Origin of the sequence: Mesorhizobium sp. M8A.F.Ca.ET.161.01.1.1 (genome assembly GCF_004792105.1) — a bacterium.
Lineage (GTDB): Bacteria > Pseudomonadota > Alphaproteobacteria > Rhizobiales > Rhizobiaceae > Mesorhizobium.
The window spans coordinates 43,212-59,923 of record NZ_SRTD01000012.1 but is presented as its reverse complement, the minus strand read 5'-3'; the positions used below and the strand labels follow the sequence as shown (position 1 = coordinate 59,923).

General features: G+C 64.8%; 15 protein-coding genes and 1 pseudogene. 2 read left to right on the top strand and 14 right to left on the bottom strand.

The genetic code is table 11. From position 1 onward, the window contains the following. Positions 1-20 precede the first annotated feature (20 nt). From dhaK to EN804_RS25085, 14 genes are all read right to left on the bottom strand, one after another. Positions 21-1,007 carry a dihydroxyacetone kinase subunit DhaK gene (gene dhaK, locus EN804_RS25150; protein WP_127278064.1) on the bottom strand — a complete coding sequence of 329 codons (987 nt, stop codon included), beginning with the start codon at positions 1,005-1,007 and terminating at the stop codon, positions 21-23. A 39-nt stretch (positions 1,008-1,046) separates the two neighbouring features. Next, positions 1,047-1,469: a hypothetical protein gene (locus EN804_RS25145; RefSeq protein WP_127278065.1), complete on the bottom strand. Its 423-nt coding sequence runs from the start codon at positions 1,467-1,469 to the stop codon at positions 1,047-1,049. A 9-nt stretch (positions 1,470-1,478) separates the two neighbouring features. Further along, complete coding sequence (gene ptsP / locus EN804_RS25140; RefSeq protein WP_189524569.1) at positions 1,479-3,053, bottom strand: phosphoenolpyruvate--protein phosphotransferase; 1,575 nt, start codon at positions 3,051-3,053, stop codon at positions 1,479-1,481. Between the two features lie 41 nt (positions 3,054-3,094). After that, positions 3,095-3,397, bottom strand: coding sequence for an HPr family phosphocarrier protein (locus EN804_RS25135; protein ID WP_127278067.1), 303 nt, complete (start codon positions 3,395-3,397; stop codon positions 3,095-3,097). A gap of 21 nt (positions 3,398-3,418) precedes the next feature. Next, the gene (dhaM, locus tag EN804_RS25130; RefSeq protein WP_127278068.1) at positions 3,419-3,808 is read right to left on the bottom strand and encodes a dihydroxyacetone kinase phosphoryl donor subunit DhaM; all 390 of its coding nucleotides are present in this window, start codon (positions 3,806-3,808) and stop codon (positions 3,419-3,421) included. Next, positions 3,805-4,407 carry a dihydroxyacetone kinase subunit DhaL gene (dhaL, locus tag EN804_RS25125; protein ID WP_127278075.1) on the bottom strand — a complete coding sequence of 201 codons (603 nt, stop codon included), beginning with the start codon at positions 4,405-4,407 and terminating at the stop codon, positions 3,805-3,807. Before dhaL ends, dhaM begins: the two co-directional genes overlap by 4 nt. Before the next feature lie 72 nt (positions 4,408-4,479). Next, positions 4,480-6,123, bottom strand: coding sequence for a dihydroxyacetone kinase subunit DhaK (locus tag EN804_RS25120; protein WP_135921607.1), 1,644 nt, complete (start codon positions 6,121-6,123; stop codon positions 4,480-4,482). A gap of 67 nt (positions 6,124-6,190) precedes the next feature. Beyond that, a complete protein-coding gene (locus EN804_RS25115; RefSeq protein WP_127278070.1) occupies positions 6,191-7,204 on the bottom strand; it encodes an ABC transporter ATP-binding protein in 1,014 nt (337 codons plus the stop codon). Continuing rightward, a complete protein-coding gene (locus tag EN804_RS25110; RefSeq protein ID WP_135921606.1) occupies positions 7,197-8,309 on the bottom strand; it encodes an ABC transporter ATP-binding protein in 1,113 nt (370 codons plus the stop codon). The genes EN804_RS25115 and EN804_RS25110 overlap by 8 nt, the downstream gene beginning before the upstream one ends. Positions 8,310-8,311: 2 nt before the next feature. Then, complete coding sequence (locus tag EN804_RS25105) at positions 8,312-8,515, bottom strand: hypothetical protein (protein ID WP_127278072.1); 204 nt, start codon at positions 8,513-8,515, stop codon at positions 8,312-8,314. Between the two features lie 253 nt (positions 8,516-8,768). Then, positions 8,769-9,719: a carbohydrate ABC transporter permease gene (locus tag EN804_RS25100; RefSeq protein ID WP_135921605.1), complete on the bottom strand. Its 951-nt coding sequence runs from the start codon at positions 9,717-9,719 to the stop codon at positions 8,769-8,771. Next, on the bottom strand, positions 9,716-10,663 hold the full coding sequence (locus tag EN804_RS25095) for a sugar ABC transporter permease (protein WP_095771946.1): 948 nt from the start codon (positions 10,661-10,663) through the stop codon (positions 9,716-9,718). Before EN804_RS25095 ends, EN804_RS25100 begins: the two co-directional genes overlap by 4 nt. A 142-nt stretch (positions 10,664-10,805) precedes the next feature. Beyond that, positions 10,806-12,137 carry an ABC transporter substrate-binding protein gene (locus tag EN804_RS25090; RefSeq protein ID WP_135921604.1) on the bottom strand — a complete coding sequence of 444 codons (1,332 nt, stop codon included), beginning with the start codon at positions 12,135-12,137 and terminating at the stop codon, positions 10,806-10,808. Between the two features lie 254 nt (positions 12,138-12,391). Next, on the bottom strand, positions 12,392-13,081 hold the full coding sequence (locus EN804_RS25085) for a PIG-L deacetylase family protein (protein ID WP_127281014.1): 690 nt from the start codon (positions 13,079-13,081) through the stop codon (positions 12,392-12,394). Positions 13,082-13,107: 26 nt separating this feature from the next. Here EN804_RS25085 and EN804_RS25080 point away from each other — a divergent pair. After that, positions 13,108-13,988: pseudogene (locus EN804_RS25080) on the top strand (DMT family transporter). Between the two features lie 55 nt (positions 13,989-14,043). Further along, positions 14,044-16,506 (top strand): ATP-dependent helicase HrpB, encoded by a 2,463-nt coding sequence (gene hrpB, locus EN804_RS25075; protein ID WP_135921603.1) that lies wholly within the window; start codon positions 14,044-14,046, stop codon positions 16,504-16,506. Positions 16,507-16,712: the final 206 nt, after the last annotated feature.

Genomic DNA, 16,712 nt, shown 5'->3' with positions numbered 1-16,712 from the left:
AAGCCAAGGGGAAGCCAGCGTTACATGCCCCAGCGCAGCGCCGCCGTGTGGACAGGTGCGTCCCACCAGCCCGTCAATTCGTCGTCAAGCAGGGTCAGCGTGACCGAGCAGCCGGCCATGTCGAGCGAGGTGACATAGGTGCCAACCAGCGAGCGGGCAATCGTCACGCCATGCTGCTCGAAAATCCGGCGGGCGCTGTTGTACATCAAATAGAGCTCCATCAGCGGCGTGCCGCCGAAGCCGTTGACGAACAGCAGCGCCGGGCCGTTCGCCCTGTCGCCGAGATCGCCCAGGATCGCGGCGCAGATCTCGTGCGCGATCGCATCGGCGCTCCTCAAGGTGTCGCGGCGGCGGCCGGGCTCGCCATGGATGCCGACGCCGAATTCCATCTCGCCATCGCCGATGTCGAAGGTCGGTTTGCCGGCCGCCGGCACGGTGCCGCTGGTCAGCGCCACGCCCATCGAGCGGGTCGCCTCGTTGACGCGGTCGCCCAGCGCCTTCAACGCCGGCAACGCCAGGCCGTGCTCGGCGGCAGCGCCGACGATCTTTTCCACCACCAATGTGCCGGCGACGCCACGCCGTCCGGTCGTATAGGACGAATTCTCGACGGCGACGTCGTCATTGGTCACCACCTGCAGGACGCCTTCCGACATCTCCGCCGCCATGTCGAAATTCATCACGTCGCCCTCATAGTTCTTGACGATGAACAGGCAGCCGGCGCCGGTGTCGACAGCTTGCGCGGCTGCCAGCATCTGGTCCGGCGTCGGCGAGGTGAACACCTGGCCGGGACAGGCGGCGTCCAGCATGCCATGGCCGACAAAGCCGCCATGCAGCGGCTCGTGGCCGGAGCCGCCGCCGGAGATCAGCGCCACCTTGCCCGGCTCGAGGGCCTTGCGGCGGATGAATTTGTGCTCCTCGCCAAGCACGAGGATGTCGGCATGGGCGGCCACGAAACCGTCGAGGCTCTCGGTCAGCACCGTGTCCACCGAGTTCATGAATTTCTTCACGGCCGTCTCCTCCCGAAATAGCCTGGCATCAAGGGTCGATCAGCCACTCTTGCCGGTGATGCTGGTGACCTTCTGGATGAATTCGTTGATCGCGCGGTCGAGCGCTGCATTCTGCTTGTCATCGCCGAAATCCGGCACGATGAGCGAAACGTGCCTTGTCTTGCGTGCGCCCGCGGCGACCGAGATCTTCCCGGGATGTGCCTGGTGATAGGCGGCGAGAAACTGGTCGCGCTCGGCTGGGCTGAAATGGCAGACGGAAAAGATGGCGGGCAGATGCTTTGACGGGATCGGGATCGAATAGGCGGGGCTCGAAATCTGCGTGACGAAGCTGCGGTGCTTGCCGAGCGCGTCGGCGAGGCGCTGGCGCATGCCCGACGGGCGCTGGTCGATGACCTGCGACAGGATCGTCTTGTAGGCGCGGATCGCCTCCTCGGAGCCGGGTTGGTATGCGTTGTCGATCATGCCAGCCGCCTAGACCGGGACGTCCGCGATGGCCGCCTTGGCCATGGCGAGTTGCGCCGGCGCGACCGAGAGATCGCGCAGGCCGGCCTCGAGCAGCGACGGGATCGAAGCGGGGTCGCCGCCGGCGTCGCCGCACAGGCTGACGGGGATACCGTTTTCCTGTCCGAAGGCCGCGACCGCACCGATCAACCGCAGGACGGCCGGATGGCGCACGGAGTTGAGATGCGCGACCGCGGCATTGTCGCGGGCAGCCGCCATCACATATTGCGTGAGGTCGTTGGAGCCGATCGAGAAGAAGGCGACGCCGGCGAACGCCTCCGGCGCGATGGCCACCGAGGGCACCTCGACCATGATGCCGAGCGGCGGCATTTTGTGCGCGACGCCGCGCGCGGCGAGCGCCGCCCGCTCCTCGGCGAACAGGGCGGCGGCGCGTTCATACTCTTCTGATGTGGCGATCATCGGAAACATGACTTTGAGATTGCCGTGTGGTGCGGCGCGCAGCAATGCCCTGATTTGAACACGGAATATATCCAGCCTGGCCAGCGACAGCCTGATGCCGCGCAGGCCGAGGAACGGATTTCCTTCCTCGACGGTGAAGCCCGGCACCGGCTTGTCGCCTCCGGCATCGACGGTGCGGATCGTCACCGGTTTTTCGCCGGCCCATTCCAGCACCTTGCGATAGGCGCGATACTGCGTCTCTTCATCCGGCAGCGTCTTGCCGAACAGGAATTCCGTACGCATCAGGCCGACACCATCGCAGGTCGCGATGTCGATGGCATCGACATCGCGGGGGTCGGCGATGTTGACCTGCACGCGCACCGCGGTGCCGCGCTTCGTCGCTGCCGGCCGCGCCAGAAATGTCTGTGCCTTGCCCTGTCGAGCCGCGAAGGAAGACGACGCCTGTCGGAACGAGCCGATCTCCGTGGGCGAGGGCGTCAGAACGATAGTCCCGTGCTCGGCGTCGAGCAGCGCCATGCCGGCACCAGCGGTGAGCGGCTCGCGCAGACCCACGACCATCGGCACGCCACGCGAGCGCGCCAGCATGGCGACGTGGCTGGCAGTGCTGCCTGCCTTCAGCGCGATGCCGCCGCCATGGCTCCAGTCGGTTTCGAGAAACCGCGTCGGCGCGATATCCTCGCCGCAGAGAATGGCGCCGGCCGGTGCCGTGCTGTCACCGTCCTCGGTGAGCGCGCGCAGCACCTGGTCCCTGATATCGCGCAGGTCCGCGGCGCGGGCGCGGAAATAATCCTGGTCCGAGGCGTCGTAACCGGCGATCTCGGCATCGAGTGCCTGCCGCCAGGCCGCGTCGGCGGTTTTTCCGGAAGCGATCGATGCGAAGGCCGGCCTGCTCAGCGCATCGTCTTCCAGCATGGCGATGTGGAATTCGAGTATGCCGGCGGCATCGCTGTCGGCGGTCCCGACCATGGCCACGAGCCGGCTCACCGCCTTGCCGATCGCGGCTTCCAGCGACAACGTCTCCTCGGCGGAGCTTGCCTTGCTTGCATAGACGCCGGCAGGCCGGTCCAGTTCGAACAGGGGCCCCTCGGCATAGCCGGCCGAGGCCGGAACACCTTCAATGCGCATGGCCCGCATTCCCTGCGGGCCGGCCAAGGCATGCAACGGCCTCAAGCCGAGCGGACATGGCCGGCGTCCTCGTCGAAATCGCGCTGCACCAGTTCGATCAGCGCGCGGATCGCATCATCGGCGCCATCGCCTTTGGCCCTGATATGCAGCACCGTGCCCTTCGGCGCCTTGGCTGCCATCACCTTGACGATGCTTTTTGCGTCGAACCACGGGCCGTTGGCGGCGAGTGCAATTTCCACATCGGCGGCAAAGCTCTTGGCCAGCTTGGTGAACTTCACCGAAGGACGCGCATGCAGGCCCACATCGTGGGTGATCAGGACGGTCGCTTCTGCGGTTGCGGACATGTCTTCAAAAACCCCGTTCACTCACGACGGCGACAATTCGTGCGCCGTCGCCACCACTTCCCGGAGCGAGGCGCCGCCGGAGGCCTCGGTCGCCGCCATTACCGCGCCCTCGACGATCGGCGCGTTGCAGACGATGATCTTCTGCGCGCGCGGTTCGCCGATCATCTCCACCGCCATCTCCGAATTGGTCTCGGCGCCGCCGAGATCGACAAGGATGGCGACACCGGCTTCCGACCAGGCCTTGTCGATGGCGCCCATGATCGCCTCGACACTGGTGCCGAGCCCGCCATGGCCGTTTCCGCCGCACCATGCAAGCGGCACTTCGTCGCCCACCATCTGGCGTACCATGTCGGCTGTGCCCTCCGCGACCAGCGGCGAATGCGAGACGATCACGATCCCGACATTGCTCATGCGCTTTCCCCGATCGCCTGTCCCACCGTGCGCACCAGCAGCGCGGTCGAGCGCGCGCCGGCATCCATATGGCCGATCGAGCGGTCGCCGAGGAACGAGGCACGCCCACGCAGCGCCTTCATCGGCACGGTCGCTTCGGCGGCGGCGTCGGCGATGTCGACTATTTCAGCTACCGTCTTTCCCCCGGCTAACGCGTCATGCACCGGTTGCAGCACATCGAGCATGGTTTTCTGGCCAACCTGTGACTTGCCGCGCGCGGCCACCGCTTCGATCGCCTTGCCGAAGGCAGTCGTCAGGTTGGCGCGATCAGGTTCCGCCGAAATCTCCTTGCCGAGCGCCATGAACAACGTGCCGAAGAGTGGGCCGGACGCACCGCCCACCGTCATCACCAGCTTGGTGCCGATCGCCTTCAGTGTGTCTGGCAGCGGCTTTGCCGCGAACACATCCGCCTCGGCGCGCACGGCCTCGAAGCCGCGCTTCATGTTCAGTCCATGGTCGCCGTCGCCGATCGCCTGGTCGAGCGCCGTCAATTCCTCGGCGTGCTCGGCAATCGTATCCGCGGCGGCCGTGATCAGCTTCGAAAGATTCAGCGCCGTCATGTCGCCCGAATTCCCGGTTTGCACCTTGCCGGCAGTAGCGAAAGAACGGTCGTTCGGCAACTGGAGCATGCGTCAGGCCGTGGCATGCTGCGCGGCGGCGGCCGCGAACACTTCGGCCACGGCATGAGCACCGGGGTCGACCACACCTTGCAATTTGGTGCCGACATAAGCCGACCGGCCGGCCTTCGCCCTCTCCATCGCGGCCGTGGCTTCGGCGCCGCGCGCGGCCACTATCGCGGCTTCCTCCAGGCCCTTGGCGTCGAGCGCCCTCAGGGCCGGCTCCAGCGCGTCGACCATAGTGCGATCGCCGGGTTTTGCGCCGCCGTAGAAGGTCATTCGTTCAAGCCCGGCAAGCAGGGCCTTGGGCACATCAGTGCCGCCATCGAGGGCCCGCGACGCCGCTGTGAAGAAGATCGACAACAACACCCCACTGGAGCCGCCCATCGAGGCGCTCAGAAGGTCGCCGACGGCGCCAAGCGTCGCTGCGGGGTCGGCAAGCGGCAGCGTATCGAGCCGTTCGAGGATGCTGCGTGCGCCGGTCGCTGCCGTCGAGCCGGTGTCACCGTCGCCTGCCTTGGCGTCCAGGCCGTTCAATGTCGCTTCAAGCGAAATCAGCTTTTCACAGACCGTCACGATCAAGCGCCTTGTGCCTGCGTCGTGGCTGGCCTTGCGTGCCGCGCCTTCGTGCGCTGGTTTGACCAGCGGCACGACATAAGGCTCCACGACCGGCTTTGCCGGCATCCAGGCGTGCGGGCCGACCGGCGCCAGCAGGGCCGCTTGGCGCGCCGCATCGAGCCGGATCAGCGACAGCGAGAACCCGTTCATGTTGAGCGCCGTCATCAGCGGGCCGGGACCGATCGTCAACTTGACGGCCCTGGCGAGCGGCGAGGCAAGTACCGCATTGGCGACCAAGGACATTTCGAGCGGTGGCACCGAACCGAGATTGTTGATCAGCAAGGCATAGGTGGCCTTCGGGTCGAGCCGCACTGCCAAGCGCTCCGCCATGATCGCCACCAGCCGGTCGACGCTCTGCACCGCGATGCGCTCGACGCCAGGCTCGCCATGGATGCCAAGGCCGAGTTCGCCATCATCGGCTCCAAACCTGTCTTCATGCGGCTGGCCCGGGATCGAACAGGACGACAGCGATATGCCGAGCGAAATGATATCCTTCGCCGCCGTCCGCGCCGCGGCCGCGATCTCGGCCAGATCCTGGCCGGCTTCCGACAGATGGCCTGCAATCTTGTGCACGAACAGGGTGCCCGCGACACCGCGCGGCTGGGCGATGTCAGGCAGCGCGATGTCGTCGGCGACGATCACCATCTCGACTCGAAAGCCTTCGGCGCGCGCCTTTTCCGCAGCGAGGCCGAAATTGAGCCGGTCACCGGTGTAGTTCTTGACGATCAGCAGGCAGCCGGCCGGTCCGGTGACCGCGCGAATGGCCGCCAGCACCGCTTCCACGCTCGGCGAGGCAAAGATCTCGCCCGAGACGGCAGCTGTCAGCATGCCCTTGCCGACGAAGCCGGCATGCGACGGCTCGTGCCCGGCGCCGCCGCCGGAGACGACGCTGACCTTGGACTTGTCCCAATCGGCGCGCAGCACGACCTTGATCTCGGGATAGCCGTCGAGGCGCGCGAGGTTGCCTGAGCCAATGGTGCGCAACAATCCGTCCAGCGCCTCGGTGACGATCGTTGCCCTGCGGTTGAAAAAGTGCTTCATCGAATTGGTCCCGTATTTCGTCAATCAGAAGCCGGCATCACCTTGGCGAGGGACGCCGAAAAACCATTCACGTCAGTCGTTGTCCGTCAGCGCCGAAATAGAGCGGCGAGCGATAGCGGATCACCACTTTGTCGCCTTGCCCCAGATCCGTGTCGGGATCGGTCAGCGTCACCAGTTTCTTCGGCCCCACCGTCACATGCAGATGGTTCTGGTCGCCGAGATGCTCGACCCAGTCGACGACGCCGTCGGCATGGCCATTCACGGCTTTCTCGATCGCCAGGTGCTCGGTCCGCGCGCCGATCGTCTTGGTGCCGGCCGGCGCGCTGCCATCCGGCAGCAGCCCCGTCGGTAGAAGATTGATGGCGGGCTGGCCGAGCCTTGCCGCGACGTGCAGATTTGCCGGCTCGGAGTAGATGGTTCGCGGCGTGCCGATCTGCACCAGCACGCCATCGGCCAGGATGCCGATGCGATCGGCCATGGTCATGGCTTCGATCTGGTCGTGGGTGACGTAGAGCATGGTGGCGCCGAGTTCGGACTGGATGCGCTTCAGCTCGAGCCTCAGATCCGCGCGCAGCTTGGCGTCCAGCGACGACAGCGGCTCGTCCATCAGGTAGATGGACGGCTTGCGGACCAGCGCGCGGCCGATGGCGACGCGCTGCATTTCGCCGCCCGACAATTTGGTCGAACGGTTGGCGAGCTTGTGATGGATGCGCACCATCTTCGCCACCTCCTCGACCCGGCGGCGAATCTGGTCTTCCGGTATTTTTCGTGCCGGCGAGCGCAGGGGAAAGGCGAGATTGTCGAACACCGACAGATGCGGATAGAGCGAATATTGCTGGAAAACGAAAGCGGTGTCGCGCTCGGCCGGTGACAGGCTGGTGGCATTGTGGCCGCCGATCTCGATCGTACCGGTATCCGGCCGCTCCAGTCCGGCGATCAGGCGCAATGTCGTCGTCTTGCCGGCGCCGGTCGGCCCGAGCAGCACGACGAATTCGCCGTCTGATATATGCAGGTCGAGACCGTTGACGGCGACATGCTCGCCGAAACTCTTGGTCACGCCTTTGATGCGCACATCAGCCATGCTGCACTCTCCCCTGAGAGGCGGTATCGTGGATCGCCGTCTTCACCGCGCGCCCTGAGCCTTTTTCGAACAGCGACAGCCGCGCGCTGTTCAGCGTCAGGCCGACATGGTCGCCGGCGTTGAGCCGGATTTCGGCCGGCACACGCGCCTTGATGATGCCGTCCGATGTCTCCACCGCGACGATCTGCGTGGTGCCGAGATATTCGGTGCCGTAGATTGCGCCGCGCAGTTTCGATGCGTCGTCGAAGCGGATGTGTTCGGGGCGGATGCCGAGCGCCATGTCGGCCGGCGCGACATCCTCGCGTACCTCCGGCACCGTGACTTTGGCGCCCTGCACGACGATCTCCCTCGCGCCCTTGGCGATCCCGCCGCCGAAGCCCAGAAAGTTCATCGGCGGCGAGCCGATGAAGTCGGCGACGAACATGGTCGCCGGGCGGTCGTAAATCTCGCGTGGCGTGCCGAACTGCTCGATGACGCCGTGGTTCATGACAGCGATCTTGTCGGCCATCGACATGGCTTCCATCTGGTCATGTGTGACGTACACGGTCGTCGCGTGGATGCGGTTATGCAGTTCGCGCAATTCATGGACCATCAAATCGCGGAATTCGGTATCAAGCGTCCCCAGCGGTTCATCCATCAGGAAGCATTTTGGCCGCCGCACGATGGCGCGGCCGAGCGCGACGCGCTGGCGGTCGCCACCGGCGAGGCCGGAGACGGATTTGTCGAGCAGATGGTCGATGCGCAGAAACTTCGCGGTTTCCTCGACGCGGCTGCGGATTTCGGCGGAGGGCATGCCTTGCGCCAGCAGCGGGAAGCCGATGTTCTTGCGTACATTCATGTGCGGGTAGAGCGCGAACAGCTGGAAGACGAAGGCGATGTCGCGCTCGCGCGCCCTGAGCATGGTAACGTCGTCGCCGCCGAGCAGGATCTGGCCGCCGGTCGGCAGCTCCAGCCCGGCGATCATGCGCAAGGTGGTGGTCTTGCCGCAACCGGACGGTCCGAGCATGACGAAGAACTCGCCATCCTCGACGACGAAGTTGGAGTCTTGCACGGCGACGAAATCGCCGAAGGCCTTTCTCAGATGCTGGACGCGGATTTCGGCCATGATTATTCCGGGAACTTGGAGACGATGATGAACATCACCGTGCCGGCAAGCATGGTGATGAAGGAATAGGTGTAGAGCGACAGCGCGAAAGGCTGGAACAGCATCAGGAAGCCGATGGCGATCAGTGCCGTCGCTATGTTTTCCATCAGCCCGCGCCTTGCCCAGCGTGGCCAAGATGGGCGCTTGGAGATAACCGAGCGGCTCATGCGTTCCTCCCCTCCTTCTCCCCGTTCAGGGGGAGAGATGGTTGCCAGGTGGTTCCCCCACTCCGTCGCTGCTTTGCAGCGCCACCTCTGCCCCCTCCGGAGGGAGAGGAAGGGAGCCTGGCTGAATGAAGTTCGCGCCCTTCCTCTCCCCCGTCGATCGGGGGGTCCGAAGGACGGGCGAGACCCGTGGCTCGCCCCGGCAAGGTGTCGAGCGAAGCTCGACGGAGTGGGGGTAGACTTTGTGCCAAGTCCATCATTTGCGCACCGCGCCGAAGGTGATGCCGCGCAGCAATTGCTTGCGGAGCAGGATGGTGAAGACAAGGATCGGCACCAGGAAGATCGTCGTGCCGGCTGCCACCGCCGGCCAGTCCTGGCCGCCTTCGCCGATGATGGTCGGGATGAAGGGCGGCGCGGTCTGTGCCGTGCCCGAGGTCAGCAGCGCGGCGAACGCATACTCGTTCCAGGCGAAGATCAGGCAGAAGATGGCGGTCGCGGCGATGCCGGTCGTGGCCTGCGGCAGCACGGTGCGCCAGAAGGCCTGCAGCCGCGTATAGCCGTCGATCATCGCCGCTTCCTCGTATTCTCGCGGGATCTCGTCGATGAAGCCTTTGAGCAACCATACCGCCAGCGACACATTGACCGCCGTGTAGAGCAGGATCATGCCGAGCGCGGTGTCGGACAGGCCGAGTTCGCGGTACATCAGGTAGATGGGAATAGCGACCGCGATAGGCGGCATGAAGCGTGTCGACAGGATGAAGAACAGAAGGTCGTCGGCGAGCGGCACCTTGAAGCGCGAGAAGCCATAGGCCGACAATGTGCCGAGAAAGACGGCGCAGAAGGTCGAGCCGAAGGCGATGACCAGCGAATTGATGAAGCGCGGCAGGAAGTTGGATGGTCCGGCGATCACCATGTTGCGCTTGCGCACCGTCTCGTCGCAGAAGCCAGTCGCTGGCCCCAGCGAATTGATGTATTCCGGCGTCTGCCTCGTGCGCGTGGTGAACAGGTTGCAGTAGCCCTCGATGCTCGGCGGGAACACGATCTTGGGCGGATAGGCGATCGAATCCGGCGGCGTCTTGAAGCTGGTGGCGAAGATCCACAAGAGCGGCACGATCGAGATCAGCGCATAGGCGATGATGATCGCGCCGGCGATGCGCTTCGAACTTGCCGAGGGGGCGACGACCGAATGGGCTGTGGTCAGGCTCATCTCTGCTTCACCTTGTTGAGCGCCTTGACGTAGATGTTGGCGAGACCGAACACCGCGACGAACAGGATGATGGCGAAGGCCGAGGAATAGCCGGTGCGCCAGCTTTCGAAGGCTTGCCGTTTCAGCGTGATCGAGGCCACCTCGGTGGTCGAGCCCGGCCCGCCGCCGGTCAGCAGATTGACCATGTCGAACATCTTGAAGTTCTCGATGCCGCGAAACAGCACCGCTAGCATGATGAAGGGCAGCGCCATCGGCAGTGTGATCGACCAGAACTGCCGCCAGTTGGAGGCGCGGTCGACCTCGGCCGCCTCATAGATGTATTCGGGGATCGAGCGCAGGCCCGCCAGGCAGATCAGCATCACGTAGGGCGTCCACATCCAGGTGTCGACGATGATGATCGACCACGGTGCCAGCGAGACATTGGAGAGCATCTGGATGCTTGTCGGCGGGATGCCCGACACGAACGAGATGACATAGGAAAACAGGCCGATCTGGGGTTCGTAGAGGAAGCGCCAGAAATTGCCGACCACTGCGGGCGACAGCATCATAGGCACCAGGATCAGCGTCGTCCAGAAAGCGTGGCCGCGGAACTTCCTGTCGATCAGCCAGGCCAGCGTGAAGCCGATCAGCGTCTGCAACAGGATGGTCCAGAACACGAAATGCGCTGTCGTTTGCATGGCGATCCAGATGTCCTGGTCGCCTAGGATGCGCTGGTAGTTGGCGAAACCGAGGTTCTTCACCACCTCGTTCGGGCGGTTGGCGCGAAAATTGGTGAACGACAGATAGATCGCCCAGAACAGCGGGAAGATATTGATGGCGAGCAGCAACAGGATCGTCGGCGAGATGAACAGCCAGGCGAGGCCCTTGTCGCTGATGCCCCGGACCTTGCGCGCCAACGGTTCCGGGGTCGCCCGGGCAACGTTCTCCGCGGTCCGATTGAGCATGGTAAGTCCTGCTTCGGTCACTTGGGTCGTCTCTATCATGGAATTTATCTGAACTGCGTCCCGTGCCAAGGGCGGCACGGGACGCTTGGGCCTGGCTCGGGAGGAGCCGGTTACATCTTGCCCCAGTTACATCTTGCCCCAGTTACATCTTGCCATCGTCCTGGAACACTTGCGTCCAGTCCTTGACCAGCCCGTCGAGCGCATCCTTGGCCGAACCCTGGCCGGCGACGACATAGTCGTGGAAGCGCTTCTGCGAGGCCTGCAGCAGCGGCGCGTAGCTCGGCTCGGCCCAGAAGTCCTTCACGATGGCCATCGAGTCGAGGAAGGTCTGAGCATAGGGCTGGCTTGCGGGGAATTTCGGATCCTTCACCACCGCGTTCAGGCAGGAATAGCCGCCGAGCGACCACCACCTGGCCTGCACGTCCTTGTTGGCGAACCACTTGATGTATTTCAGCGCCGCTTCCTGCTTGTCGGAATAGGACACCACCGAAATGCCCTGGCCGCCGAGCTGGGCGAACTGGTCGCCGTCAGGACCCTTCGGGTTGACGAAATAGCCGATCTTGTCGCCGCCGACATTCTCGTCCTTCTGCAGGCCCGGCCATGTGAAGGCGAAGTTCATGTGCATCGCCACCTGGCCGGATTTGAAGGCATCGACGCCTTCACCCATGTAGCTGTTCGAGGCGCCGGGTGGGGTGCAGCAGTCATAGAGAGCCTTGTAGAATTCCAGCCCCTTGACCGATTTCTCGGAGTTGACGAAGCCTTCCATCTCGTAGGGCTTCTTCGGGTTTTCGTACTGGAAGCCATAGCTGTAGAGCACGTCCATCGCGCCCATGGTGATGCCTTCGGAACCGCGCTCGGTGTAGATCGAGGCGCCGTAGACCGTCTTGCCGTCGATCTGCCGCTTCTGGAAGAATTCGGCGATCTGCTTCAACTGGTCGAAGGTGGCAGGCGGGCCGAGATCCCAGCCATACTTCTCCTTGAACTCCTTCTGCAGTTCGGGCTTGGAGAACCAGTCCTTGCGATAGGTCCAGCCGACGACGTCGCCCATGGCCGGCAGCGCCCAGTAATTCGGCGTGTTCTTCGGCCATTCGGAATAGCCCACCACGGTCGCCGGTACGAAGTCGTCCATGCTGATCTTCTCCTTGTCGAAGAAGTCGTTCAGCTTGACGTAGTGGCCGTTCTCGGCCGCGCCGCCGATCCACTGGCTGTCGCCGATGATCAGGTCGCAGAGCTTGCCGTGCGAGTTCAGCTCATTGAGGAAACGGTCTGCATAGTTGGTCCACGGCACGAATTCGAATTTCATGCCGATGCCGGTTTCCTTGGTGAAATCCTTCGACAGTTCGACAAGCGCGTTGGCCGGGTCCCAGGCGGCCCAGCACAGCGTCAGGTCTTCAGCGTGCGCGGCGTTCGAGACGGCTGTCGACGCTGCAATCGCAGAGGTCAGTCCCAAAGCCAGTTTAAAGCTCGATTTCATGCCTTCCTCCCATTTGTGAAACACGTCCGGATGACGGTTTCAAGAACTCTCAACCTCTCTCCTCAGAGGCCCAAACATGGCGGCATCGTCGCGCCGCAGATGTTTAGTAATTTGTTTAGTGATGCTCTTTTTACTAAACAACGCAAGCGAATTCGTTGCTGCGCCGCAGCATGTCTGCGCCGGTATCTGAAAACGTTGGGAAAAGCGCCGAGCGCCGGTCGGATGATCGCGGAGTGTGGACGTGCTCCGAGGGGTCAGTCGACCCGCCTGGTGCTCATCATCACCGTCCGGATCGGGGGCGCCGGCGGCAGCAGCGCGCGGATATCCCCGAAGGGAAACATCGGTTCGAAGCGAAAGGCTTCAGCCTGCGACCCCGGTGCGCCATTGCATTGGCCTGAGCGAAAAAGGTTTTGCGTCCGGGCGATATCTACGAAGCGATCCGGGTCCTGCGACTGGTGCATGCGGATTGCCCTGGCCTTGATCTCGGCATGGGCGGAAACATCGACATAGTGCGTCGGCGAGAATCCGGTGCCGCCCATCGTGTCGGCATGCAGCACGGGGACGCCGAACGACGCCGCGATGCGCACCCCGTCCGACAATGCGCGGTGGTCGGCGTGGTAGTCGTTGGGCGCGTGCGTGATCACGAGGTCCGGCCCGATTTCGCTGATCAGCGTTTTCAGCGCATCGATCAGGGCGGCATCCGCCACTAGGCCGCCATCGGGAAAGTCGAGAAAGCGCGGCGCGGCCCCGAGCAGCGCGGCCGAGGCCATCGCTTCCTCGCGGCGGACACGAGCCAGAACGGAGGGATCGCTCTTGCCGCCCCTGGCACCATGGGTGGCCACGGCAAAAGTGAGTGCTGCGCCTTGCGCGGCATAGGCGGCCATCGTACCGAACATGAAGATCTCGATGTCGTCCGGATGCGCACCGAGCGCCAGTATTTTCAACTATTCTCTCCCGGAAATGAAAAAACGTGCCGAACGGAATCCTGCTCGCCCTGATCGCCTATGCAAGCTATTCGTGCAGCGATGCCGTTATCAAGAGCCTGGGCGGCCAATTCACGGTGTTCGAGATCGGCTTCTTCTCGCCGGCTGCTTCCTTTTCTTCAGCCGGCCGGCCAGCGAGCGCTGGCGTGATTTCTGGCGCACCAAACGTCCCTGGGCGGTGCAGGCGCGGGCCTGGGCCGGCATCGCATCAGGCGTGCTCAGCGTCTATGCCTTCACCACCATTCCGCTGGCCGAGGCCTATGCGCTTATCTTTCTGGCGCCGCACTGCGTCACCATTCTTTCCACCGTGATCCTCAAGGAGAAGGTTGGCCCCTGGCGCTGGCTGGCGGTGGTCGCCGGCTTCGCCGGCGTCATGCTGGTGGTCAGGCCGGGCTTTCGCGAGTTGCACCTAGGCCACCTTGCCGCTTTCATCATCGCTTTCCTCGCCGCCACCAACGTCATCCTGATGCGTTCGCTGGCGCAGCGGGAAAAACGCACAACCATTCTCGGCGTACTGATCGGGTACGGACTGCTGTTCAACGGCATCGGTGCCGCCGTGACTTCGTTCACCGTTCCGGATGGAAAGCAGCTGGTCTGGCTGGTGATGGCCGGCGCCTTCACCGCAGGCGGACAATTGCTGCAATTGCTGGCCGCCAAATACGCCCCCGCCAACCGGATCGCGCCGACGCATTATTCGCAGATCGTCTGGGCGGTGATCCTCGGCGCGCTGTTCTTCCACGAATACCCGGACTGGCTGTCGCTTGTCGGCCTCGCGGTCGTCGGCGGCTCCGGCCTGCTGACCATGGTGCGCGAAGAAGTGCGGCTGGGTACGGTGCGCTGGAACCCGTTTTCGCGCACCCGGCTTTGAGTCGCCGCAATTCGATAAGTTGCACCGCCCCCGTGACGGCTGATATGCGGGCGCAATGACGACCAAGTCCTTGCCGGAGCTTCCAGTATCCGCCGTGCTGCCGGCGCTGAGCGAGGCGCTCGGCTCCGGCAACAGCGCCGTGCTGGTGGCGCCACCCGGCGCCGGCAAGACCACGCTGGTGCCGTTGGCGCTGCTCGATGCGCCCTGGGCGGGCACGGGCAAGATCGTGTTGCTCGAACCGCGCCGGCTCGCCGCCCGCGCCGCCGCGCGCCGCATGGCCGAACTGCTTGGGGAGGAGCCGGGCGCTACGGTGGGCTATGCCATGCGGATGGAAAACCGCACCTCGGCACGGACGAAAATCCTGGTCGTCACCGAGGGCGTTCTGTCGCGGATGATTCTTGACGACCCTGAACTGCCCGGCGTTTCGGCGGTCATTTTCGACGAATTCCACGAGCGCTCGCTCGACGGCGATTTCGGTCTCGCTCTCGCCCTCGACGTCCAGGGCGCACTGCGGCCGGATCTGCGCCTGCTGGTGATGTCGGCGACGCTCGACGGCGCACGGGTCGCGAAACTCCTGTCGGGCGCGCCGGTGATCGAAAGCCAGGGCCGCGCCTTCCCCATCGATGTCAGGTATGACGAACGGCCGGCCGGCATCGCCATCGAGGATGCCATGGCCAAGGCGATCCGAACGGCGCTTGCCGAGGAGAGCGGCAGCGTGCTCGCCTTCCTGCCCGGCCAGCGCGAGATCGAGCGCACCGCCGAGCGGCTGGCCGGCAAGGTCGGCGCCGACACCGACATCGTCCCGCTCTATGGCCAGCTCGACGGCAAGGCGCAGGACGCGGCGATCAAGCCGGCACCGGCGAGCCGCCGCAAGGTGGTGCTGGCGACCTCGATCGCCGAAACCTCGATCACCATCGATGGCGTGCGCGTCGTCATCGATTCTGGCCTGTCGCGGCTGCCGCGTTATGAGCCGGCCAGCGGCCTGACACGTCTGGAGACAGTTCGTGTCAGCAAGGCTTCCGCCGACCAGCGCGCCGGCCGCGCCGGTCGTACGCAGGCCGGCGTCGCGATCCGGCTGTGGCGCGCCGAGCAGACGGCGGCGCTTCCTGCCTTCGCCCCGCCGGAAATCCTCGAAGCAGATCTTTCCGGCCTGCTGCTCGACTGCGCCGCCTTCGGCGTCGCCGATCCAACCAGGCTTGCCTTCCTCGATCCGCCGCCGTCGCCGGCGCTCAATGAAGCAAGGGCGCTGTTGCGCGCGCTCGAGGCCATCGACGAGGCCGGGCGCTTGACGGAAGCCGGCGCCTCGATGCGCAAGCTCGCTTTGCCGGTGCGGCTGGCGCATATGGTCGCCGAGGCGGCTGGCAGCGGTCATGCCGGCGAGGCGGCCATGCTTGCGGTGCTGCTCACCGAACGCGGCCTTGGCGGCGACGGTGCCGATCTCGAACGGCGGCTGATGCGCTTTCGCGGCGAGAAATCGCCGCGTGCCACGTCGGCGCGCCAGCTTGCCGAGCGCCTGGCCAGGCAGGCAGGCGGTGCGAAGACCAGCGGAGCTGTTCCAGCCGGAACCCTGCTCATCCATGCCTGGCCGGATCGGGTCGCCAAGGCGCGCGGCGAGCGCGGCCGTTTCGTGCTGGCCAATGGCTCCGGCGCCATGCTCGACGCCGCCGATCCGCTGGCGGGCGAACCCTTTCTGGTCGTCGCCGACCTGCAGGGCAAGGCGCAGAATGCCCGCATCACGGCCGCGGCGACAATCAGCGAGGAGGACATCCGGTCAGCACTTGGCGGCAAGATCGAAACGCGCAGGCAGACGAGTTTCGACCGCGAGCGCCGCGCCGTGCGGGTGCGCGAAACCGTGCGCCTCGGCGCCGTCACACTCGCCGAACGCATGCTGCCTCCGCCGGCCGGCACCGATGCCGACCGCGCTATTGTTGAGGCCTTGCGCGAGCATGGGCTTTCCCTCTTGACCTGGAGCAAGGAGGCTCAGACGCTGCGCCAGCGGCTGTCCTGGCTGCACAAGGGTTTAGGCGCGCCCTGGCCCGACATGTCGGAAGAAGCGCTCATCGAGCGCCTCGACGACTGGCTGCTGCCGTTTCTGTCCGGTGCGGCGTCCCTGGCCGCCATCGATCCCGGTGTGATCCCGGCCGGACTGGCTTCGCACGTGCCGCATGACCTGCAGCGCAAGGTCGATGCGCTGGCGCCGACCCATTTCGACGTCCCGTCGGGCAGTCACGTGCCGATCCGCTATGACGGCGAATGGCCGGTTCTGGCGGTCCGCGTCCAGGAACTGTTCGGCCTCGACCGCCATCCTTCGATCGCCAACGGTACCGTGCCGTTGACACTCGAACTGCTATCGCCGGCGCACCGGCCGATCCAGACGACGCGTGACCTGCCGGGCTTCTGGCGCGGCTCCTGGGCTGATGTGCGCGCCGACATGCGCGGCCGCTATCCCAGGCATGTCTGGCCGGAAAACCCACTGCTCGCCTTAGCGACCGCAAGAGCGAAGCCGAGAGGCACGTAACCTTGGGGCCGACGCTTGGCTAGCCGCTTATATGGCGAACGGCACACATTGGTGATTGGCGTAAAACACCCGTCATTTCGTCATCCACAGGCGGAGCAAGGAGCGAAGCGACGCGGCGCAGACCCCTGGAGCTGCTTCGCAGCCCAAGGGATCCATGCCGCGACCTTCGAGCTCCGCCACGGTGCAGAATTCTGCTCCGCTGCGCT